General features: G+C 51.8%; 21 protein-coding genes. 13 read left to right on the top strand and 8 right to left on the bottom strand.

What is annotated here, in order from left to right; genetic code table 11:
• Positions 1–52: 52 nt before the first annotated feature.
• Complete coding sequence (locus NST07_RS05900) at positions 53–661, bottom strand: hypothetical protein (protein WP_342481204.1); 609 nt, start codon at positions 659–661, stop codon at positions 53–55.
• Between the two features lie 223 nt (positions 662–884).
• Here NST07_RS05900 and NST07_RS05905 point away from each other — a divergent pair, with 223 nt between their 5' ends.
• The 5 genes from NST07_RS05905 to NST07_RS05925 all read left to right on the top strand — a co-directional run bounded on the left by NST07_RS05905 (position 885) and on the right by NST07_RS05925 (position 5,562).
• A complete protein-coding gene (locus NST07_RS05905) occupies positions 885–1,337 on the top strand; it encodes a YhcH/YjgK/YiaL family protein (protein WP_342481205.1) in 453 nt (150 codons plus the stop codon).
• Positions 1,338–1,485: 148 nt separating this feature from the next.
• A complete protein-coding gene (locus NST07_RS05910) occupies positions 1,486–2,403 on the top strand; it encodes an AraC family transcriptional regulator (protein ID WP_341090254.1) in 918 nt (305 codons plus the stop codon).
• Between the two features lie 39 nt (positions 2,404–2,442).
• Positions 2,443–3,519, top strand: a complete 1,077-nt coding sequence (locus NST07_RS05915) for a Gfo/Idh/MocA family oxidoreductase (protein ID WP_342481206.1) — start codon at positions 2,443–2,445, stop codon at positions 3,517–3,519.
• 342 nt (positions 3,520–3,861) lie between these two features.
• Positions 3,862–4,593 (top strand): ThuA domain-containing protein, encoded by a 732-nt coding sequence (locus tag NST07_RS05920; RefSeq protein WP_341090256.1) that lies wholly within the window; start codon positions 3,862–3,864, stop codon positions 4,591–4,593.
• Positions 4,594–5,562: a sugar phosphate isomerase/epimerase gene (locus tag NST07_RS05925; protein ID WP_342481207.1), complete on the top strand. Its 969-nt coding sequence runs from the start codon at positions 4,594–4,596 to the stop codon at positions 5,560–5,562.
• A 321-nt stretch (positions 5,563–5,883) separates the two neighbouring features.
• Here the strand turns inward: NST07_RS05925 and NST07_RS05930 are convergent, their stop codons facing one another.
• Entirely contained in the window at positions 5,884–6,393 is a 510-nt protein-coding gene (locus NST07_RS05930; protein WP_341090260.1) for a GNAT family N-acetyltransferase, read from the bottom strand.
• A gap of 93 nt (positions 6,394–6,486) precedes the next feature.
• On the opposite strand from NST07_RS05930, the gene NST07_RS05935 reads away from it, so the two are divergent.
• Complete coding sequence (locus NST07_RS05935) at positions 6,487–7,182, top strand: copper homeostasis protein CutC (RefSeq protein WP_342481208.1); 696 nt, start codon at positions 6,487–6,489, stop codon at positions 7,180–7,182.
• Positions 7,183–7,206: 24 nt separating this feature from the next.
• Here NST07_RS05935 and NST07_RS05940 read toward each other — a convergent pair whose 3' ends face one another.
• Together NST07_RS05940 and NST07_RS05945 are read right to left on the bottom strand one after the other, a co-directional pair.
• The gene (locus tag NST07_RS05940) at positions 7,207–8,868 is read right to left on the bottom strand and encodes a helix-turn-helix domain-containing protein (protein ID WP_342481209.1); all 1,662 of its coding nucleotides are present in this window, start codon (positions 8,866–8,868) and stop codon (positions 7,207–7,209) included.
• A gap of 145 nt (positions 8,869–9,013) precedes the next feature.
• Complete coding sequence (locus tag NST07_RS05945) at positions 9,014–10,042, bottom strand: ABC transporter substrate-binding protein (RefSeq protein ID WP_342481210.1); 1,029 nt, start codon at positions 10,040–10,042, stop codon at positions 9,014–9,016.
• Between the two features lie 281 nt (positions 10,043–10,323).
• Here NST07_RS05945 and NST07_RS05950 point away from each other — a divergent pair, with 281 nt between their 5' ends.
• Together NST07_RS05950 and NST07_RS05955 are read left to right on the top strand one after the other, a co-directional pair.
• Entirely contained in the window at positions 10,324–11,379 is a 1,056-nt protein-coding gene (locus tag NST07_RS05950; RefSeq protein WP_341090270.1) for an SPFH domain-containing protein, read from the top strand.
• On the top strand, positions 11,376–12,344 hold the full coding sequence (locus NST07_RS05955) for a sugar kinase (RefSeq protein WP_341090273.1): 969 nt from the start codon (positions 11,376–11,378) through the stop codon (positions 12,342–12,344). Before NST07_RS05950 ends, NST07_RS05955 begins: the two co-directional genes overlap by 4 nt.
• A 101-nt stretch (positions 12,345–12,445) precedes the next feature.
• Here NST07_RS05955 and NST07_RS05960 read toward each other — a convergent pair whose 3' ends face one another.
• Positions 12,446–12,907 carry a hypothetical protein gene (locus tag NST07_RS05960; RefSeq protein WP_341090275.1) on the bottom strand — a complete coding sequence of 154 codons (462 nt, stop codon included), beginning with the start codon at positions 12,905–12,907 and terminating at the stop codon, positions 12,446–12,448.
• Positions 12,908–13,111: 204 nt separating this feature from the next.
• Between NST07_RS05960 and NST07_RS05965 the strand changes: the two genes are divergently transcribed.
• From NST07_RS05965 to NST07_RS05985, 5 genes are all read left to right on the top strand, one after another.
• On the top strand, positions 13,112–14,023 hold the full coding sequence (locus NST07_RS05965) for a L,D-transpeptidase family protein (protein ID WP_341090278.1): 912 nt from the start codon (positions 13,112–13,114) through the stop codon (positions 14,021–14,023).
• 186 nt (positions 14,024–14,209) lie between these two features.
• The gene (locus NST07_RS05970; protein ID WP_341090279.1) at positions 14,210–14,452 is read left to right on the top strand and encodes a DUF4362 domain-containing protein; all 243 of its coding nucleotides are present in this window, start codon (positions 14,210–14,212) and stop codon (positions 14,450–14,452) included.
• A gap of 5 nt (positions 14,453–14,457) precedes the next feature.
• Positions 14,458–14,949: a GNAT family N-acetyltransferase gene (locus NST07_RS05975; protein ID WP_341090282.1), complete on the top strand. Its 492-nt coding sequence runs from the start codon at positions 14,458–14,460 to the stop codon at positions 14,947–14,949.
• Positions 14,950–15,416: 467 nt separating this feature from the next.
• Entirely contained in the window at positions 15,417–17,258 is a 1,842-nt protein-coding gene (gene abc-f / locus NST07_RS05980) for an ABC-F type ribosomal protection protein (protein ID WP_342481211.1), read from the top strand.
• A 100-nt stretch (positions 17,259–17,358) separates the two neighbouring features.
• A complete protein-coding gene (locus NST07_RS05985; protein ID WP_342481212.1) occupies positions 17,359–17,880 on the top strand; it encodes an RDD family protein in 522 nt (173 codons plus the stop codon).
• 71 nt (positions 17,881–17,951) lie between these two features.
• Here NST07_RS05985 and NST07_RS05990 read toward each other — a convergent pair whose 3' ends face one another.
• The 3 genes from NST07_RS05990 to NST07_RS06000 are packed head-to-tail and all read right to left on the bottom strand — an operon-like array spanning position 17,952 to position 21,208.
• Positions 17,952–20,273 (bottom strand): carboxypeptidase-like regulatory domain-containing protein, encoded by a 2,322-nt coding sequence (locus NST07_RS05990; RefSeq protein ID WP_342481213.1) that lies wholly within the window; start codon positions 20,271–20,273, stop codon positions 17,952–17,954.
• The gene (locus NST07_RS05995) at positions 20,263–20,601 is read right to left on the bottom strand and encodes a hypothetical protein (RefSeq protein ID WP_341377510.1); all 339 of its coding nucleotides are present in this window, start codon (positions 20,599–20,601) and stop codon (positions 20,263–20,265) included. The genes NST07_RS05990 and NST07_RS05995 overlap by 11 nt, the downstream gene beginning before the upstream one ends.
• Complete coding sequence (locus NST07_RS06000; protein WP_341380329.1) at positions 20,585–21,208, bottom strand: sigma-70 family RNA polymerase sigma factor; 624 nt, start codon at positions 21,206–21,208, stop codon at positions 20,585–20,587. The genes NST07_RS05995 and NST07_RS06000 overlap by 17 nt, the downstream gene beginning before the upstream one ends.
• Positions 21,209–21,386: the final 178 nt, after the last annotated feature.

Raw genomic sequence — 21,386 nt, forward strand, 5'->3', positions numbered from 1 at the left:
TTGGCAGGTTGAGCAAGGGTGGGCTGGAAAGCAATACGATGACCGTACGGTACTATGCTGAGACAATATCCCGGATCATCTCATGCACATGCTGAACTTCCATAAGGGCCTGGGAGTATCCCGGGTCCGATTTATTGGCCGGTACCTGTCTTGGGAGAAAGGGAATAGACAGCACAGGCGTATCTGTACTGCTGAGGTAGATTTTAAGCGTAAGCTCAATGATTTCCTCGGGTTTTCCGTCTTCCTGTCTGTTTGTCGTTCCGTCGACTGCGGCAGCATCCAGCACTTTACCTGTGCCGGTCTTTGCGCCACTGCTGGTAATCCGGCTGGTTTTGCTGACTTTGGTCAGGGTGAGGGCATTCTCAACAATTTCAGAGCCTAAGATCACATCAAAGGTGTAAAGGGCAGCTGAGGACGTTTCGTGGTTGTCAGGGGAATACATGCCGATAGCGAGCTGTTTCCCTCCTTCATCCAGGGCAATGATATGAGATTTGTCTGGAGTGATGAACCGCTTGCTGAATTTAAGGTTGAAATCAGCCAGTGTATGGATCAGCTTGTTCAAGTCGGACGAAGGATCGGACAGTTTATGCCGCAGCACCGCTGCCGCCAGCAGCAAGCCAGCACCCAGTGCGGCGAACATGTACATCAGGACAATGAGCATTATACCGCCTCCTTAAAGTTTTGCGAGCTTAGCCTCATTGAATCCACTTCGGGCAAAACTCACTTCGAAAGCATGGACTTAAGTTTTGCGAGCTTAGACCTTATTGTAAGAATCTATGCCGGGGGTACGTGAACAAATACATAGACCTGCCGCGGGGAATCAACTATTCTTTTTCTATTCCGCAAAACGGGGATATATCAGAGATTATAGGAGGATTTCGGGCATGATTGTGGATACATTGGGGCATTTGCTGGAGTATGAGGCTGCTTACGGAGAGAAAATTCAGCGTGGACTGCAGTTCCTGCGGGATACGGACTTTGCAGGACTGGCTGCAGGCCGTCATGAGGTGGATGATGAAATGTTCTATTTCATCAATGAATACGAGACCAAGGACGCCGGAGACTGCTTCTGGGAAGCCCACCGGATCAATCTTGATCTGCATTATATTCTTGAAGGCACAGAGCGCATCGGTTATTCCGCTATTGAGCAGCTCAAGGTAAGAGATGAATACAGTGCCGAGAAAGATGCGGTGTTCTTTACGGGTGAGCTGGAGTCGGCGGTAACCGCAGGTCCGGGAGCGCTTGTCGTCTGCTATCCGCAGGACGGGCATATGACAGGGATTGAAGCGGGGAAGAAGGAAGCGGTGCGGAAGGTTGTTTTGAAGATTAAACTCTGATTTGTTTTCGATATAAATATGGTGTGAAAGAGAGCCCCGCGGGGCTCTTTTTTGCGCCTCTTGATGTGTCCTCTGCCGGGGGATAAGATAAAGTGGGGTTCAATGAAATTTTAATTACAGCTAATTACCCGGACAAGGAGCCGCGCTAATGAATATTTATCTCGAACTTCCGGATGTGGATAAGCATTTCCCCTTCCGCAGCTTAGTCTGCGGAGGTGATGATCTCACATATCCGCATTGGCATAAAGAAATCGAAATTATTTACGTCACCAAAGGAAGACTAAATCTGGGAATAAATGATACCCCGATCCGCATGGAACAGGGTGAAATACAGTTCATCAATGGCGGAGATGTGCACTATTTCCTCGCCTCGCCTGAAAGTGAACGGTTTGTGATCCAGTTTGATCTTGGACTGTTCCAGGAGGTTACTGCGCTCGGCGGCAATGAATATTCGCTCCGCGATCTGTTCACAGAGATGGAGCAATCCAGTTCTAGCTGGCCGGAAGCGGTAGCAACGAAGGTGATTGGCCTTCTGGAGAGCATTTACGAGGAGGATACGCAGCGGCGTGAAGGCTATGCCTATCTCATCAAGGCGAGGCTGTTCGAGCTGCTGACGGTTATTATGCGGGAAGTGCCGAAGAATAGCAGCAACAGAGGGCCCAAGTTCTCGGAGGATACTCAGATCCAGTCGCGGGAAACGCTGGAACGGCTGGAGCGGATTTTCATCTATGTCGAGCAGCATTACCAGGAACCGATTACGCTAAACGAGGTAGCCGGACATATGGGCTTCAGCCCGTATTATTTTACTAAGCTGTTCAAGAAAAATACGGGCATGACCTTTGTGGCCTTCCTGAATGAATACCGGCTGAATAAAGCCAAGTGGATTCTGCTCAATGAGAACCTGCCCATGTCTGCCGTGGCGGAGGCGGCGGGGTTTGGCAGCGTGAAGACTTTCCATCATTTTTTCAAGGAAGCGACGGGAATATCGCCCCTGAAATATCATAAGACAATATTCAGGAATAACAGGGCAAGATTGCAGGAAGAAAGCCCTTCCGCGGATTTGTAAGATAGAGATATTACATCAACAAGTGGAGGTTAAGAGAGAATGACTTTAAAAGTTGGAATTATCGGCTGCGGCGGCATCGCGAACGGCAAACATATGCCTGCGCTCAAAAAAGTGGAAGGTGCGGTGATGGTTGCTTTCTGCGATATCGTTCCTGAACGTGCCGAGCAGGCCAAAGCGGATTACGGAGATGCCAACGCTGCGGTATACAGTGATTATAGAGAGCTGCTTAAGGATGCAAGCATAGATGTGATTCACGTATGTACGCCGAACATTTCCCATGCGGAGATTTCGATTGCGTCCATGGAGGCCGGCAAGCATGTAATGTGCGAGAAGCCAATGGCCAAGACGACTGCGGAAGCACAGGCGATGATTGATGCTGCGAAGCGCACCGGCAAGAAGCTGACGATCGGATATCAGAACCGGTTCAGAGCCGATTCAGCGTATCTGCATGCCGTATGCGAGAACAACGAGCTTGGAGAGATTTATTATGCCAAAGCGAAGGCTATCCGCCGCCGTGCGGTTCCGACCTGGGGCGTGTTTCTCGATGAAGAAGCGCAAGGCGGAGGTCCGCTGATCGATATCGGCACCCATGCTCTTGATTTGACCTTGTGGATGATGGACAACTACAAGCCAAAGTATGCCGTGGGCAATGCCTACCACAAACTGTCCGGCCGCAAAAATGCCGCAAACGCCTGGGGACCGTGGGACCCGGAGAAATTCACCGTTGAAGACTCCGCCATCGGCTTCATTACGATGGAGAATGGCGCAACAATCGTGCTTGAAGCCAGCTGGGCGCTGAACACGCTGGATGTCGGCGAAGCCAAGACCGCGCTCTGCGGCACGGAAGGCGGAGCGGATATGGAGAAGGGGCTGCGCATTAATGGAGAGGCCTATGGCAAGACGTTCGAGAAGTATATCGGACTTGATGCCGCTGGCGTTGACTTCTATGACGGTGCCGGAGATGACCCCGCAGTGGTTGAAGCCGAGCAGTGGATCCTCAGCATTGTGAACGACACCGAGCCGGTGGTGAAACCGGAGCAGGCGCTGGTGGTTACCCGCATTCTGGAGGCGATCTACAAATCGTCAGAGACCGGAATGCCGGTGTTTTTTGACTAAAGAACGTTGAGTAATAATGAAGGATATCCTTCCTCATGCTTCAAGCATTACAGGAAAACGGCCCGCTAATTAAGAGTCTGGTAGATCCAGATGACAAGTAAGGGGATTTGAGCCTGCTAATTTTCAAGGATCATTCAAATTCACCGCACCCGGCAGAATTAAAGGGCCAATTTCCCTTTAAGTGCCGAGAAATGACCATTCCCATGTATTTAGCGGGCAATTTTCCCGCTTTAAGAAACGTAGGGCGTTAAAGTCCCGCATGTATTTTATGCTTATCTATTTTGCATTAACGGATAACTCAGCATATCCCTGAATTTAGCTCAAATTAGGAGTGTGTCCAAAGTGACCAGAGTAACCATATGGAATGAATACCGTCATGAATTGCAGGAGGAACGAATCCGCCGGGTATATCCGCAGGGAATTCACGGACAACTGGCCGGATTCCTGCAGGAAGCGGGCTTTGATACATCAACAGCAACCCTGGACGAGCCGGAGCATGGCTTGACGGAAGAGGTGCTGGAGAATACGGATGTGCTGGTCTGGTGGGGGCATGTTGCCCATCAGGAGGTCAGCGACGAGATTGTAAGCCGCGTGTACAACCGGGTCCTGAAGGGAATGGGGCTGATTGTGCTGCACTCCGGCCACATGTCCAAAATCTTCATGAAGCTGATGGGCACCAGCTGCGACCTGAAATGGCGCGAAGCAGAAGAGAAGGAACGTCTCTGGGTAATGGACCCGAGCCACCCGATTGCCGAAGGCATCGGCGAATACATCGACCTGGAGCAGGAAGAGATGTACGGGGCGCATTTTGATGTGCCGGCACCGGAGAGCCTCATCTTTGTAGGCTGGTTCGAGGGGGGCAATGTGTTCCCGAGCGGTTCGACTTACCGGCGCGGAAGCGGGAAGATTTTTTATTTCCAACCGGGCCATGAATCATATCCGACCTATTACAACCAGGAAATTCAAAAAGTGATTATCAATGGCGTCAATTGGTGTGCTCCGACCAAACGTGATTATCCGGTGTACGGCCATTCCGAAGCTTTGGAACCAATCAGAGAAAAGGTGGGAATATAAATGAAGTTAGGTGTATTTGATCCGGTATTCGGAAGCTTAACGCTCGAAGAGATGCTCGATAAAATTGCTGCCGCTGGCCTGAACGCCGTGGAAATCGGCTCGGGAGGCAATCCGGGCAATGCCCACTGTCCGACCGACGAGCTGCTGGCCAGCGAATCGGCCCGCGAGGCCTATCTTGAACAATTCACCAAACGCGGGATTATCATCAGCGCTTTCAGCTGCCACAATAACCCGATTTCACCGGATAAGGAAGAAGCCCGTCAAGGTGACGAAATTCTGCGCAAGTCGATCAAGCTGGCTTCGCTCATGGGCGTACCGGTTGTCAATACATTCTCAGGTACTGCCGGGGACAGTGACGACGCCAAAGCACCTAACTGGCCGGTAACGCCTTGGCCTACCGTATACAGCGATATTTTGACCTGGCAGTGGGGACAGAAGCTGATTCCGTACTGGAAGGAAATCGGCAAGCTGGCCGAAGAGCATGGAGTCAAGATCGGTATCGAGCTGCACGGCGGCTTCCTGTGCCATACGCCATATACGATCCTCAAGCTGAGAGAAGCTACCTGCGATGCCATTGGTGCGAATCTCGATCCGAGCCATCTGTGGTGGCAGGGCATTGATCCGGTAGGAGCGATCAAGATTCTCGGCAAGGCAGGCGCGATCCATCATTTTCACGCTAAGGACACCTATCTTGACCAGGACAACATCAACATGTACGGCCTGACCGATATGCAGCCTTATGGGGATGTACAGACCCGGGCCTGGACCTTCCGCTCCGTAGGCTGCGGGCACAGCATCTCCGAATGGTCGGATATTATGAGCGCGCTGCGCACTTACGGCTACGACTATGTGGTAAGCATTGAGCATGAAGATCCGCTGATGTCAGTAGATGAAGGATTCTACCGGGCTGTCACCAATTTGCAGTCCATTCTCATCCGCGACCAGCCACTGGATATGTGGTGGGCGTAAAGGGATTTTAGTTCTGTCTATAGCAAAAGCCGGAGTTTCTGCGAATCGCAGAAACTCTGGCTTTTATTTTTACCGCACGCGCGCTGCAGGGCGGAATGAAGAGCAGAAGTGCACTTGATTCCGCCATACGCGCGCTGCAGGCGAAATGAAAGGTGAGTAAGCTTATTTACTATATAGAGTGAACTTACGAATCCTACTTTCTGTTTTGGTGAAACCCTTGACGCAGATTTCACCAGTCAGCACGCCATCATTCTTAAGTTCAGCGTATATGGCTTCCATTTCGACTTGTGCCCTGGCAAAGAGGAGCGTGCTTTTTTTTGTTCAAATTAACTTATAATATAATACCGTAGCATCCAGCTGCCCGTTGGCTGACCGGCAATAATTCGGGATTCGGCCTGCCTCGATGTATCCCCGCGATTGATAGAGCAGGTTGGAGGGATCGCCTTCCCGCGTATCCAGAACAAGCAGTGTTCTGTCTGCTGCCGCTGCAGCTTGTTCGGCGGTATCGAGCAGCAGTCCGGCGATGCCCTTGCGGCGGTGCTCCGGATGTACCATTAGTTTGGCAATTTCCGCGCGGTGACGGGCATTGGCTTTGGCAGCTAAATGGAGCTGCACCGTACCCGCGATTTTGTCGCCCTCCATTGCTGTCCAGAGCAGCACATGCGGATCAGGGACGCTTTTCCAATAGGCTGAAGCCTCCTCAGCTGTGACCGGAGGGAGAAATCCGATCGAGGCGCCATCTTCCACTACTTCTGTCAACAGCCCGCTCAATGCAAGCTCTGTCTCCGGCGGTAATGTCTCCAATAGTACAACATTGATTTTAGGGGTCATCGGATTAGTTCCTTTCACCAATAAAGTGTAACAGCTAAATACAATAGGATGAATTCTATATCATTATCATAATCAAGGAGAGGAAGTGGAGCAATGCTGTTAGAGGTCATTGCAACGACCGTAAATGATGCCGTCCTTGCCGAACGGCATGGAGCAGACCGGATTGAGCTGATTTCAGGCATCCTGGAGGGGGGGCTGACTCCCAGCCTGGGGCTGATGGAAGGCGTTCGCGAAGCCGTGGGCATCCCGGTCAGAGTCATGGTGCGGCCGCATGCCCGGTCATTCCGTTATGATAAGGCGGATGCGCAGACGATGCTGCGCGATATCCGCCATATTGCCACCATAGGAGGGCTGTCGGTGGTCATGGGAATGCTCCGACACGACCGGACGGTGGATGAAGAGCTGCTCAAGCAGCTGCTTCAGGCTGCAGACGGCATGGAGGTGACCTTCCACCGGGCCTTTGACGAGGCAGCCGATCAGCTCGAAGCCCTGGAGGTTCTGTCACGCTACCCTCAGGTGACGGATATTCTGACCTCCGGAGGGCAGCGGACTGCGCCCGAAGGTGCGGAACGGATTGCGGTGCTTGAGCGTCTATCCTCCGCGAAATCCGTCTCCATTCTGGCCGGAAGCGGCCTCACAGCATCTGGCCTGAGGGAGTTTCTGGGTGAAACAGCTGTGGAACGGGTGCATTTTGGGTCCGCCGTAAGAGAAGACGGCGATCCGATGCGGCCGATTGATCCCGGGCGGCTGCAGGAAGTCCGTTCGATTCTGGATCTATGGGGAAAGTGAACTGAATGTCGGCTGCTCTTTCGGTCATACCGGCTGGCTGCCTAGCAGCTTGGGCAGCAGATTGAGCAGCTTCTCCCGGGTCAACGCGTCTGCAGAGTTCCATTTCGCGTTCTCTAGCAGATAGACTTGGCCCTTCCGCACGGCGGGAAGGCTGTTCCAGAGCGGGCTACGCATCAGCTGCTCCATGGCCTCCCGCGAGTCCTTGCGCTCCGGAATGAGCATGAAGATCCGGTCTCCCGCATAGGCATGCAGCTGCGCCGGATCGACCTCGGCGAATCCGAGCTCTTGATCCAGAATGCCCCGGATCACCTCAGTCGGCTGCAGGCCGCCAGGGGCATATAGGGCACTGGAAAGCCCGGTCCTTCCCATGGCGAACAGATGGTTTCCGTGGTCGTATATCAGCGCGGAGGCCGTCTCTCCGGGCTGGAGTGTTTCCTCGTAAAGACGCTGCCATATGGCGGCGTTTTTGGCATGGAAGGATGCCAGCCAAGCCTCGGCTTCATGCTGCTTGCCCAGCCAGCTTCCCAGTATCCGCATCCGCTGTTCGAGTGGTGCGAAAGAATCGAAGGTCAGTGCCGGAGCTATGCTTGAGATGACCCGGTAAGCCCGCTCATCCGCGTTGGCGAAAATAATCAGATCGGGATTTAATGAGGCAGTCAGCTGCGGGTCCAGCGGAAAACCGACATTGGCCAGCTTCTTGAGCCGGTGCTTATAGACACTGTTCCGCGCAAAAGCCTCATCTCCGCCGACAGGCTTCACGCCCAGCGCGAGCAGATCGCCCAGCGTTTCTCCGTGATAGACAATGCGTCGTGGCCGTTCGGGGATCTCCACCTGATGGCCCGTCCAATCCTTGACCGTCGGCTTCCGGCGCTGCGTATAGGCGTATTGTCCGGGGGTGACCCCGGTCTTCTGGCGGAAGCGGCGGCTGAAATAATATTCATCAGAGAAGCCAACCTGCCGGGCGACTTCCCGCAGGGGTTCAGCGGAATCCAGTAAAAATCGCTTCGAATGGTGAATGCGCAGCTCGGTCAGATAATTGAGCGGTTTTGTGCCGGTAAGCTTTTGGAAGAGCGGAGTATACTGCCAGAGCGGGATGCCCGCAAGTTCTGCCAGCTGCTTCACCGTGATGCTCTCCATATAGTGCTTCTGCATATACTCCGCAGTTCTTTCCACGGATTCTGCAGGACTTGGCAGCTGTCCGGAAGGATAATTGTGCTCGAAGAGCAGCAGCAGCAGTTCCTGAAATTTCAATTGCTGCTTGTAGTGCTGCACATCGTCGCCGCTGTTGTCCTTCATCATCAGTTCTTCCGCCAGACGAATGACTCTGGTGAACGGATGAACGATTAATTCCCGTCTGCCTGGCAGCAACTCCCCGGCATAACGCTCCGGAAGTTCGGCCGCATGAATGGCTGTAAAAGAGATAAGGTAATAATACAGGGTCATCTCCGGATTGTCCGCGCTATAGGAGGTTCCGGGAGACAGCAGGTAACACTTATCGGCACTCAGCGGCGCAATCTGGCCGTCAATATGCAGCACTCCGCTGCCGCCCGTAAAGACAAGAAGCGTATGACAGAGTGGTGTCTGCTGTACTGGGCAGGAGTCGGCAGGCTGAATAATCAGTTCGGCGTTGGACAGCTGAAACAATAGCGAGCGAAGAGGGAGAGGTGGCAATGAGGGATGCTGCAAGGTACGGTCTCCCTTCAATAGTGAGAATGATTATCAATAAATACATTGTATATAAAACAAAGAAGCTTATCAACTGGTGTTGACAAGCTTCTTTTGTGTCAGATATGTCCCCGTTTAAACACCGGAACCCTAAGAAAGAGATGAATTATTTATTATTCAGCAACTTAGGGATTTCTCCCAGCAGCCATTCACGGGTAGTTGCATCGCTTGATGTCTTCATAATGTCTTGTGTGTAGACATAGCCGTTTTTGACAGCGGGAAGACTCTTCCACACCTGACTCTTCAGCATTGCTTCTGTGGATTGCTTGGCTTCATCGGCAACAGGAGTCAGCAGGAAAATCCGGTCTCCGGAATATTGTTCAATCGCCTCCATAGATACTTCCTGGAATCCCAAACCTTCGTCAAGCACCTTCTGGATCGCGGGGGTTGGCTTGAAGCCATTCTCACCATACAGCACCTGCGAAAGTCCGGTGGTGGCCATTACGAACAGCCGGTCACCGGGATAATAGGTGAAGACAGCTGCGGTTTCTCCCTCTTTCATCAGACCGTCGCTTTTCAATTGCTCCCACATGGCGGTTTCCTTTGACTTGTACTGGGCCAGCCAGGCTTCCGCTTCAGCCGATTTATCAAGAAGTCCGCCGATTTCCGCCAGCCGTTCCTGCAGCGGGGCGAAAGTATCGAAGATTACAGTGGGTGCAATTTTGGACAATGCCTCGAAATCCGCTTCGTCCGTTCCTGCATAGATGATCAAGTCGGGTTGAAGCGACAAAGTCTTCTCCAGGTTAATCGGGAATCCTACATCCTCGACACCCTTCAATTGGCTTTCGAACACCTGGCCATCGCCCATCGAAAGCGGATAACCGACTGCCTGCACACCCAATGCCAGTAAGTCACCATAGGTTTCTCCGGAGTAAACTATACGTTTCGGTGTAACCGGAATCTCCACAGTATGGCCTTTGTAATCCGTATAGGAGCGGGTTTTCGCTGCAGCTTCACCAGTGCCAGCGTCGGATGCCTCTGGAGCAGGTGATGCGCTCGCGGCGGTATTGCTGCCAGCAGAGTTAGCCGCAGCATTGCCGGCAGATGGTTCCTCTGAATTTCCGCACGCGAGCAGAAGGATGCTCATCACGAAGATGACACATAACGCGGCGAAGGGTTGTCTTGCCTTTTTCATAGAATCTTGCCTCCCCAGAAATATATAACGATTAACAATAATGATAATCATTCTCGTTAGAAACCAATCTTAAAGGAAACCCGTTCTTTACTCAATGGACAAAATTCAAACCGTTCTTTCATTTTGTACAAATCTGTTGCTCCCGGATAGGAAGAAGTAGTTGCGTTGCTTCAAAAAGAAATAGTTTCATTATGTTAATAACAACTTGATAATATCAAACATTCATGCTAAACTGTTGTTAATAACAAAATGTTAATAACATAAATCAGGAGGTTTTGTTTATGTTCGGATTCCGATTCGTGAAATTCCAGCCCAGCGATTATGTGCTCAAAGTGAAGAACGGCAAAGTCGTCCGTGAAGGCATCGGTCTTTCTTTTCATTATTACGTGCCGACCACGTCGGTTGTTGTAGTGCCGGTATCCTCGATTGATGTCCCGTTTATGTTCGAAGAGATTACGAGCGATTACCAGACGGTGACCGTCCAGGGCCAGCTGACCTACCGGATCGTCGATTACCGCAAGACCACACAAATCCTCAATTATACCTACAATTTGAAAAAGAATACGTACCTGTCCGATGATCCCGGCAAGCTGGCCCAGCGGGTCATCAACATCGCCAAGGTGCTGACCAAGAAGCAGCTGGAGCAGCTGCCCCTGCGGGAAGCCATCCAGTCAAGCGAACGTCTGGCCAAGACCATTACCGGGGAGATCGAACGGAACGCGGAAATTGAGAAGCTCGGGATCGAGCTGATGGGGCTGTCGATTCTGGCGATTGTTCCGAACAAGGAGACCCTTCGTGCACTGGAGGCGCAGGCCAGAGAAGAAATTCTCCGCAGCGCAGACAATGCGCTGTATGAACGGCGCAATGCCTCCATTGAGCAGGAGCGGCGGGTGAAGGAAAACGAGCTGAATACGGAGATTGCTGTTGAGACGAAGAAGAAGCAGATCCGTGAGACCCAGCTGGATGCAGAGCGTTCAGTAAAGCAAAAGCAGAACGAAATGAAGGAAGAGCAGCTCAGCTTCGATACCGCACTGGAAGAGAAGAAGCAGGAACTGATCGAACTCACTGTGGCCAACCAAAGAGCGGAAGCGGATGCCAAAGCCTATGAGCTGTCGGCGGTGATGAATTCGCTGCAGGGGGTATCGTCAAATGTGCTGCAGGCACTGACCAATGTCGGCATGAATCCGGATAAGCTGATCGCCATCGCCTTCCAGGAACTGGCTGAGAATGCCGGGAAGATTGGCCAGCTGAACATTACGCCGGATCTTCTGCAGGGAATTATGGCCGGATCGGCCGGAAACGGGGCAGGTGCGGCGAGAGGAGCGGGAGGGCGATGAGCGGCCGGATGTCCGAGAATAAAATCATTCTGATCAAACGCAAAACACGGCTGGAAGAGCTGGTGGTCCGCTACAATACGATCCAGCAGGCCCAGTTCTATATTGAGCGGCTGGGTGCGGATTTCAGCGACTATATCAGCGAGGATCATCATTACCGTAAGGCGGTGGAGACGGCAGTGATTGAGCTGAGCGCCATAGGCAGAGTTCAGCTGCTGGAGCGGCAGCATGTCCCGAATTTCATCTTCGGTGATGAGGATACAGTGGTTGTACTTGGACAGGACGGACTTGTTGCCAATACGCTGAAATACTTGCGGGAGCAGCCGCTGATCGGTGTCAATCCCGATCCGCAGCGCTGGGATGGAGTGCTGCTGCCGTTCACCGTCAAGGATCTGCGGCTCCTTCTGCCTGAGGTGTTCCGGGGCCAGCGCCAGGTGCGCGAAGTGACCCTTGCCCGGGCGGAGCTTAATGACGGACAGAGCCTATACGGCGTCAATGATTTGTTCATCGGCCGCAAAACCCATGTGTCTGCACGTTACCAGCTTCAGCTAAATGGTGTAACCGAGCAGCAGTCCTCCAGCGGCATCATTGTCTCCACCGGTATGGGTTCCACCGGCTGGCTCAAGAGCGTCCTTGCCGGAGCGACGGGCATTGTCCGCAGCGCAGCCGGGCTGCAAGTGGATGCTGAAGCGGAGGCAGTAATTGGCTTGGCCGGTTCCGGTCAGCGGCTGGCCTGGGATCATCCGCAGCTTTATTTCACGGTGCGGGAACCTTTCCCCAGCCGTACGACCTCCGCCGGAGTTGTCTTCGGACAGATCGGCGCTCAGCAGCCGCTGCGGATTACCTCGCAGATGCCGGAGGACGGGGTCATTTTCAGCGATGGAGTTGAAAGCGACTTTCTGGAGTTCAATTCCGGTGTGGAGGCAACCATCAGTCTGGCTGAGAAAAGAGGGAGACTGGTAGTGTGAAGCTATGGTCAACAGCCGATTTACCGTATGGATAAGAGCACAAAAGGCTGTCTCAAGCAGAATAATCTGCGGAGACAGCCTTTTCGAAAGGTAAGCAAGTCCTATTGAAAGTTCCGTCCTTGATTCATCAATGAGCCATAGTTTTGGCCGATTGGAGAACCGGAATGCGATTGAACCGGATTAAACGACGGGTTTACCGGGGTATGCACCGCATGCATAGGCTGCTGTTGACCATAGGAAGGGTTAAAGGATGGGTTGAAGGACGGATTGAAGCTTTGAGCGCCTGTATTATTTCCGACATTTTGAGAGGACTGCTCAAGCTGTCTAAGCGTCTGTGACACCTGCTGCATCTGCTGAATAGCAGTGTTATGGCCCTGCAGCGCATTTTGAATAATTTGACTAGCCTTGTGCTCACGTTGGGCCAGTTCTTCCAGTCTTACCGCATTTTGCTGCTCCTGCTGGAGAAGCTGCTGATAATTCTGGCTGGCTTGCTGGGTCTGGCTCACAAGCTGTTGAATGATTTGCTCGCAATGGCTGATCTGGCTGGAAAGGTTTGAATTCAAAGTGATTTGCCTCCTTGGGCGTTGAGTTTGGACTTGCGGGTTTATTATCTCTGAGAAATCTGCGGAATATTCATGGCCATTCAGTTTTAGGAGCGTGGGACTAGCACGAACGAATAGGTACAGGCAGCGGTGCAACTAATGAACTTTGATTTCGTCTATCTAGATGACTTTCTGTAATCACCCATAACCTGGAGGTGGGGCAACATGAATCCGCATGATAAGGCCGGCTGGTGCAAGGCTTATTGGGCGCACAGTATCAAGCTGGTGCTAATGTTTGTGCTGCTGTTTACGGCTTGCTTTCCCGGAGCGGCGGCAGCAAAGGCAGCGTCGTCAGAGCTGATCATTGTCAACAAGAAGACAAACAAACTCGGTTATTTTAGCGGCGGCAAGCTAGAGAAGATTTTTCCGGTGGCAACGGGCAAAACGAAAAGCCTGACCCCTGAAGGTAGCTTTCCGATTGTGGTCAAGGTCAAGAACAGACCTTACTACAAGGAGAAGATTCCCGGCGGAGATCCGGCCAATCCGCTCGGTGACCGCTGGCTCGGACTAAAAGTGAACGGCACGATGGGCACAACTTACGCCATTCATGGCAACAATAATGAATCCTCCATCGGCAAATATGTCAGCGCCGGCTGCATCCGGATGCATAATGACGATATCCACTGGCTGTATCCGCGGGTGGCCAAGAATACAACCGTTATTATTACGTCCTCCTCATCGGATATGGAAACCATTGCTTCCAAAGCAGGTTATACACTCGGCCATAAAGTGTTCGCCGGGACGTACATCATTCATGGTGAAAGTGTAAAGCTAAAGGATCCTTTTGTAGTGGAGGACTCCAAAGTCTTTATTCCTCTAAGAGAATCCGTCGCCCTCTGGGGCGGCACATTGAAACTTCAGCCAGGGACCGGTGCACTTATTATTACCATCGGGGATCACACTGTGATTCACAAGCCGCAGACTGCTCAAGCGGTAGTTAATGGGAAAGTGGTTGCAATGACAGCTTCACGGCTGGAGAGCAGCAGGCTGCTCATTCCGCTGGACAACGTCACCGGGCTATTCGGATTGCAGTTCACCTGGAAGCCGAAGGAGCAGACAGTGACTTTCGCGGACTAAATTAACGTTCATCGTAATTATTGTAAGACCGCAGACGGGAAGGCATCCGGCTACGGTTTTTTTAACATAAACGCCTGCTGGACGACTGGCGGAATTTTTAAACGCTTTTCACTTCACCGGGGATAGGGCAGGATTTACAGGATAAATATTGAATTTATAGGTAGGTAAGTGCAAAGGAGGTTTTCGATGAAAGCTGACCCGATCTATATTGATCTTGCCTATGATGGAGAAACGGTAAAATTTAAATATGACAATACCCACGATGAGTACGCAAAAGGTAAAGTCAGAACCAGTGTCTGCAAAGGAATCAGTAAAGAGGTCACCGGTAAGAAGATTGAATATAAGCTGACTGGATGCTCCGGCAAAAATAGTGATCTGGCGGATTCTTTCAGTCTGAGGATACAAGGAAAACAACTGAGTGAGGAGTGAGCCGTATGACACTGAATTTGACCAGCCGGACTTTAGCACAGGAGGATCTGGACACCATCTGTACGTTTGTCCGGGACGCCGAAGAAGTTTATTTAGTAAGCCCGAAATTCCACTATCCGCTGACGGCGGAGCAAATCCTGAAGGTGCTTGAGAACAGATACAGCCCGACAGTCATCGTATCCGGTGATGCGCCGGAGCCGCTTGCCTATGCCAATCTTTATGATAAGGATGAGGAGAGCCATACCATTTGGCTGGGCAATGTGATTGTAAGTCCAAGCTACCGGGGGACGGGGGTTGCGGCTCACCTGCTCCAAACCATGATGGATACCGCCAAGCAGGAGCATGGAGTCCGGACGATGAAGCTATACTGCCACAATACGAATACAAGAGCACTGCTGTTCTATTGCAAGCAGGGATTCAGCCCCTGCGGATATAAGGTGCTGGTCAAACCGGATGGCGAGAAGCTAGTAGGGATCGCAATGCAAAAAGAGCTATGACCCTAACGAGACTGAGACTGCTATGATTTCCTATGAGGAGATCCCACCCGGAGTTAATGCTGATCACAGGTAGCTCTTAACTATAATTATTCTTGACCTTGCTTATCGCGGGCAGGCTTTATATACTGTAACCAATAATAAATTCGGACAATTACGGAGGTTCACCCGACTGATGAATAACTAACACGTTTCCCAGCAACAGACCAGTTAACTTGTGATGTGCTTATGCACAAGCCACGGGACGCCCTTGCAGGGTGTACGGTCGGGGATACGTGTGTCGTTCGGGGCCTATACGATGCTAATAGAGGATTGAAGCTGGTGTTGACGGCTTGCCCTGCAATTAAACAGGGGAGGCTACGTCCGCACCTCTGTTTCCTGGCATCGCTCCCCCTTCATACACGACTCTACCGCAGGCCGCTGGCTGCGGTTTTTTTAGTTTCGGTATTTGATGAAGCGGAGGAATGAATATGACCAAGACCTTAATAAAAGCCAAAAATATACGCAAAGAGTGGAATGGCATTGCCCTATTTGAAGGTGTGTCGTTTGAAATCACCGAAGGGGAGCGCGTGCTGTTATTCGGGCGCAACGGGATCGGCAAGACGACGCTGCTGCAAGGACTGCTCGGCCGTCTGGCCTTTGAGGAGGGCAGTGTCTCTTACGGGTTGCCCGCGGAGGCATGGGGTGTGCTGGACCAGCAGCTGGAGATCTCAATTGAAATATCCGTGCTGGAGTATGTTTTCTCCGGCTGGAAAGAGCTAGCTGCGCTTAAAGGCAGACTAGAGATACTGGGCAAGCAGCTTCAGGATACGGAAGGTGCTGATGCAGAGGCGGTGGCCGAATATGGAGAAGTCTATGAGAGCTATCTGCAGTTGGACGGCTATGGCTGGGAAGCCAAGGTGGAGAAATGCCTCAGACAGCTGAAGCTTGATCCTGTGTTATGGGGCCAGCCGTACCGCCTGCTCAGCGGCGGCCAGAAGACACGGGTTCAGCTCGCTGCGCTGCTCGCCCGGCAGCCGAAGCTGCTGGTGCTGGATGAGCCGACGAATCATCTGGACAATGAGACGATGGAGTGGCTGGAGGAATGGGTACGGAGCTATCCCGGTACGGTATTGTACGTTTCCCATGACCGTACTTTCATTGACCGGACAGCTACTGCTGTGCTGGAGCTGACTCCACAGGGCTGCCGCCGTTATCCCGGCGCCTATAGGGAATACCGCGAGCAGAAAGCGCTGGAGGCCCGCACGCTTGAAGGGCAATACAAAAAGCAGGAGCAGGAGAAAGAGCAATTGCTGGAGAGCATCCGCCGTTACGCGGAATGGTTCCAGCAGGCGCACCGCGCCGCCGGACAGAACGATTTCCTGCGCTCGAAATCAAAGAAGAATGTTTCCCGCCTCCATGCCAAGGAGGCCAGCCTGGCAAGGCTGGAGAAAAATCGCGTGGAGCTGCCGAAAGCAGCACCCAAGCTGAACATGAAGCTGGAGAGTGAAGCTTTCCAGGGAGATGCGCTGCTGAGCTTACACAATATCCGTTGTGCCTATGGAGACAACCTGGCGCTGCTGGAGGATTTCAATCTCTCCTTGCGGCGGGGCGACCGGCTTGCCGTTCTGGGACCGAACGGTGCCGGGAAGTCCACGCTGCTGAAGCTGATCGCAGGAGTTGCACAGCCCTCCGGCGGTGAAGTGACTCAACATCCGCGTACTCAAATCGGTTATTTTGCTCAAGAATTGGATCATCTCAATCCTGAATCGACCTTACTGGACAGTCTGCTGGAATTGCCGGGGATGACGCAGACGGAGGCACGGACGATTCTGGGCTGCTTTTTATTCCCCCGGGAAGATGTCTTTAAGCACATTGGCGACCTTAGTATGGGCGAGAAATGCCGGGTAGCGTTCCTCCGCCTCTACTTCGGCAGAGGCAATCTGCTGGTGCTGGATGAACCGACTAATTACCTGGATATCGACACCCGGGAACGGGTGGAAGAGGCGCTTGCCGCCTATCCGGGCGGGCTGGTTATCGTTTCCCATGACCGTTATCTGCACACTAAGGTCGCCAACCGGCTGCTGCTGCTGGAGCATGGGCGGAGACCGCAGTTTTTCCCGGGCACTTATGAGGAATATACTGCAAAGGAACGCGGCCGGGTGCTGACCTCTGAGGAGCAGACTCGTGAAGGAGAATTGCAGTTGCTGGAGATGAGCCTCGCCCGGCTTATGCGGAGCGATACCCTGGAGACAGAGGAAGAGAACCGGGAACTGATGGCAGAGATTGTGAATCTTCGGAAAACCATCGGGACGCTGCTGGAGGAAAACTGAATATTATGGAGAATTACTTCTTAGAATGAAGAAGCAGTAAAAACACTCCAGGGGGAGCGTGCAATATTCGATGGGGCAAACGTTGGAAACCAGGCTTGAAATGAGTGACTTTGTGGGATTCTGGAAAAGGGTGTTGATCAGCCTGCTGGATTTTATTATTCTGGCCATTCCCGCCTATTATCTGAATAGATGGTCGCTTTCAGCGGCGGAGAATTACAATTCTTTAATCCCGCTGTTGATTGAGTGGGGGGCGCTGGCAGCGTTCAATATTTTTATGGTTGTGAAGTATGGCGGGACACCGGGGAGGCTGCTGCTCAAAACAAGAATTGTAAACGGAAGCGGCGCTTATCCTACGGTGAAGCAGTCGGTGATCCGCTACAGTCTTTATCTGATCAACTCGCTGCTTGCGGTAGTTATAACTTCTGATGAAAAGATGATTTCTTCGTTGTCCGGCTATTTTTCCGATTGGGCGAATCTGAACAATGGTCTTAATGAGATTCTGGGCCTTATTATTATTGTAGATTGCCTGATTATTGTGGTTACCCGCTACAACCGGGCATTCCACGATATGATGGCCGGAACATATGTAGTAAATAAAGACGCACTGGATGAACTGAAGTAAGACAAAAGGGGATGGAAACGGGTTGATCAACTACCCGATTCTATCCCTTTACTTGTCTCCGAAAAAAAACCTTAGCTAACCTCAAGAACGGCCTTGAAGAAGCTTTTCAGTGCTGTAGGCTCACCCTCCCGGGTCCATTGTTGCAATGCCTCCGATTCACCTGCGACATAAGAAGCAAGCTTCTCTTGCAGCAGTTTGTCAAAAACCTCCGGCTGCTTTTCCCGCTCAGACTGAAGCTTCAAGATCATCAGGGGCCAGCGGTAACCGCTTGTTCGATAACCGTGCTCAGGATAACGCTTCGCCAGCTCCAGCACGGAAGAAAGCGGCTGGCCGGAGGCTAGTTCCGCCGCCAGATAGCTGCCGATAAAGCGGTGGCTGAGGTCTTCCTCCAGCGCAACGGCAAACTGCTTGCGGGCCTCTGCCAATTGCCCCTGAAACATCAGTGCGGCAGCATGGATGGCCATCACATAAGAGCTTGGCTTTTCCTGAACAAGCTCATTATATATGGAATAATATTTGTTATAGTTCATCCAGTTGGCGTGGTCAAAGTAGTGATCTACGAGTGAAAAGGTGAAATTGGCATCCGGACGCAGCTGAACGAGCTGGATTAACAAGGGAATTGTTGCATCCTCCGCTTGTTTATCTTTTGTATAGGAGGCTTTGGCTGTCAGGAGATGGGTTAGCATTTTCAGGGCATGGGCATCCTGCGGATTTGCGGCGTAGTCCCGGCGGTAGGCTTGCAGTGCCTGTTCGAGCTTCTTGTCCTTAACAAGCTTGTCTGCGGCAGTAAGTGTACGCGACTTGTAATAAAAGAAAGGCAGATTGCCCACGGTATCATCGTTCAGCCGGTAGCCGTTGCTGCGGGTAAGCAGCTTGCCTTGCTCATCAAAAGCATCGATGGTCCACGAGAACCGGCCTTCAGGATCTGCGAACCCAAGCAGGGAGGACGGATCAATAGTTTTCCAGTCATCTGCGCCACCGCTGATGGAGAAGCCGCCGGCATCGTATAACTCTTCTGCCGGGATGGTTACCTTATTATCCTTAATGTTCTGCCGGACTATGGTAGTGAATGAGCCTCCCTCTATGACGGTACCGCTCAGGTTGTAATATGCCGCGGTTTTTACTGGTTCCCATTCAAATTTAACAGAGGAATCTGTAACCACTTGTGAATTTACGGGAGATTTCAGTTCAAGCAGTGGCTGCAGAACGATATTTTTGGTGAAATCATCCCCTGGCTTGATTTCAATCCAGTCCTCAGACTGTACAGGCCAGGTCCAGCCGTCAATCTGGGCAAAGCTGACGCCGATCTGAAGCTGATAGAAGCCGGGAATGACCCCGCTGAATTCAAAATGCCCGTTCTCGTCGGTAACGATTTGATAGGGTTCGGAATCTTGCATCACACTATGATAGATCTCGCTTTCCGCACGGAGAAAGATGCCGGCGCGCGGCACCGGGGTTCCATTGCTTTTGGTGAGTGTACCTTGTAGGGTCGCCGGTGTATGGATACCCATATCTACAACAGCTTGCAACGCCGTCTGAAGGGCAATAAGCCTAATTTCGCTGTTAGTACTTCCCTGCTCAAATGCTCCAGTACTGCTGTCATCGCCGCTTTCTCTCGAATGGATCACCTGCGTTTCGCCCCCGCCATATTCATTTTCCAGTTCTCCCCACCCCATCCGGTAACGTTCCAGCGCGGCTGTAACCAGAGTTAATGCCTCACGGCTTTTCCCTTGGGCAAAAAGCAGACGTCCGCCAAGCCAGGCCGTATGGGCATCTATTTCCAGATCGTTGTACTGGACAGGGAAATCCGCTTGCTTCAGCAGGTCTTCCGCCGCTGTAAAATTACCGCTGTTCAGTGCCCGTTCTGCCCGGATCAGCGTCAGTTCCTTTGCCAAGGAGGAGTTGCTGCTAATCCGCTCCACCGCAGCTGCCAGTGCCTGGTCAGCCTCATCATCCATTGTGCCAATCACGTCGTACTCATAGAGCAGCTGCTTGACCGCATTCAGCATAGAATAGTCAGCAGGGCCTTGCATAATATACTCCTGCAGGAATTTGATCCTGTCTCCGGGAAGCAGAGGGGAATGAGGTTCTTCGTTTTCGCTTTGTGATGATTGAGTCATCGAAGCTCCGATATACACATTGAAGCTGTACGAGGTATCTAGATTGCCGGGTTCAATGACCTTTGTGCGGATCAGCTCTATCCGTTTGCTGCCGGTGCTGCCACTTAGAGTATTGAGAAGTTTTATTCGATCATCCTTGGCTGTGGAAGCCGATAAGGAGGGGCTTCCTGTTCGGGATTGTGAGAAAGGCTGTACAACAGCTACAATAGCCAACAGAGAGAGGGGCAGCAGCACAAACAGCACCAGATGTTTGACCTTTAATCTAATTTTCATACCGTTTCACCGCCCGCTCATAGATGTCTTTCCAGTACATATTGCCTCCGGCTTTGATTAATTCACGTTGTCCCGGCTGCTGAACAGCTTGCTGGGTTTCAGTACCGGTATGCGGTGAATATAACAGCAGTGCTCCTGTTACGAGGATTGCCGTGCATGCGCCAACAGCTTTGAGCGGAATATCCAGCTCCTTGTTCCAAAGTGCCAGCAGACGGGCCCGGCCCGTAGGAGGGTGGGTTTGCCGCAGTACCTGTTCATGACCTGTGAAAGTGACGGGACGGAGCTCCTCATCAAGCCGCTTTTTGATTTGTTCACGATCCGTATTCATAGGAAATGCCCTCCTTCTCCAAAGTCTGCTTAAGCAGCATCCGGCCTCTGGCCAGACGGGATTTAACCGTATTCTCCGCTGTGTTCAGCTCCGCGGATATTTCGCGGATGCTCATTTCATGGAAATAGTACAAGGTCAGACTTTCACGATAGATGTAATCCAGGCTTCGGACGGCTTCAACCAACCGCACATGATGCCATTCCACCATAAAGTGATCTTCCGCTCCAGCGGAGGCACCGGACTCTTCCATCCATTGTCCGCTCTCTGCCGCAGGGAAAATGCTCCGCCAGCTCCACGTCCGCTGCTTCATCCGGCAGCGGTTGACAACAATGGAAACCAGCCAGGCCTTTAACCGCTGCGGATCATGAAGCTGGGCCATTTTGGCGTAAGCCTGAATAAAGGTATCCTGCACGGCTTCTTCGGCAGATTGCTGGTCTTTAAGCAGCAGGCAGGCGGTTCTGAGCAGCATATCACCATAAAGCTCCATCAACAGGCGGAGAGCCGACTCATCCCTAGCAATAATTCTTTCTATAATATCCAGATGAAGCTCCCCTCCCTTTACTATTAAGATGCGTGCTGGAGGATTATGGTTGCGTAAGCAGGAGATTTTTTCCTGAGATGCTAAATCAGAGTTGAATAGCAGATCGAATTAACTCAAAAGCAACTATGCGGAGTTGTCCAAATAGCTGCTTTTTAATTTATTTTTTTAATTGATTAATTTTTAGAGGAGTTAGGCGTAAGATGTCGAATTATGGGATATTAAGTTTGTTCACAAAATTGTCAGT

Origin of the sequence: Paenibacillus sp. FSL L8-0340, from assembly GCF_038593145.1 — a bacterium.
Classification (GTDB): domain Bacteria; phylum Bacillota; class Bacilli; order Paenibacillales; family Paenibacillaceae; genus Paenibacillus_AQ.

What these genes read in the sequence shown, in the direction of transcription:
- NST07_RS05905 (WP_342481205.1), top strand. Translation starts at nt 885, where the DNA reads ATGATTGTGGATACATTGGGGCATTTGCTGGAGTATGAGGCTGCTTAC.
- NST07_RS05975 (WP_341090282.1), top strand. Translation starts at nt 14,458, where the DNA reads ATGACACTGAATTTGACCAGCCGGACTTTAGCACAGGAGGATCTGGAC.
- NST07_RS05915 (WP_342481206.1), top strand. Translation starts at nt 2,443, where the DNA reads ATGACTTTAAAAGTTGGAATTATCGGCTGCGGCGGCATCGCGAACGGC.
- NST07_RS05935 (WP_342481208.1), top strand. Translation starts at nt 6,487, where the DNA reads ATGCTGTTAGAGGTCATTGCAACGACCGTAAATGATGCCGTCCTTGCC.
- NST07_RS05955 (WP_341090273.1), top strand. Translation starts at nt 11,376, where the DNA reads ATGAGCGGCCGGATGTCCGAGAATAAAATCATTCTGATCAAACGCAAA.
- NST07_RS05925 (WP_342481207.1), top strand. Translation starts at nt 4,594, where the DNA reads ATGAAGTTAGGTGTATTTGATCCGGTATTCGGAAGCTTAACGCTCGAA.
- NST07_RS05985 (WP_342481212.1), top strand. Translation starts at nt 17,359, where the DNA reads ATGAGTGACTTTGTGGGATTCTGGAAAAGGGTGTTGATCAGCCTGCTG.
- NST07_RS05970 (WP_341090279.1), top strand. Translation starts at nt 14,210, where the DNA reads ATGAAAGCTGACCCGATCTATATTGATCTTGCCTATGATGGAGAAACG.
- NST07_RS05900 (WP_342481204.1), bottom strand. Translation starts at nt 661, where the DNA reads ATGCTCATTGTCCTGATGTACATGTTCGCCGCACTGGGTGCTGGCTTG.
- NST07_RS05945 (WP_342481210.1), bottom strand. Translation starts at nt 10,042, where the DNA reads ATGAAAAAGGCAAGACAACCCTTCGCCGCGTTATGTGTCATCTTCGTG.
- NST07_RS05950 (WP_341090270.1), top strand. Translation starts at nt 10,324, where the DNA reads ATGTTCGGATTCCGATTCGTGAAATTCCAGCCCAGCGATTATGTGCTC.
- NST07_RS05990 (WP_342481213.1), bottom strand. Translation starts at nt 20,273, where the DNA reads ATGAAAATTAGATTAAAGGTCAAACATCTGGTGCTGTTTGTGCTGCTG.
- abc-f (WP_342481211.1), top strand. Translation starts at nt 15,417, where the DNA reads ATGACCAAGACCTTAATAAAAGCCAAAAATATACGCAAAGAGTGGAAT.
- NST07_RS05995 (WP_341377510.1), bottom strand. Translation starts at nt 20,601, where the DNA reads ATGAATACGGATCGTGAACAAATCAAAAAGCGGCTTGATGAGGAGCTC.
- NST07_RS05965 (WP_341090278.1), top strand. Translation starts at nt 13,112, where the DNA reads ATGAATCCGCATGATAAGGCCGGCTGGTGCAAGGCTTATTGGGCGCAC.
- NST07_RS05910 (WP_341090254.1), top strand. Translation starts at nt 1,486, where the DNA reads ATGAATATTTATCTCGAACTTCCGGATGTGGATAAGCATTTCCCCTTC.
- NST07_RS05930 (WP_341090260.1), bottom strand. Translation starts at nt 6,393, where the DNA reads ATGACCCCTAAAATCAATGTTGTACTATTGGAGACATTACCGCCGGAG.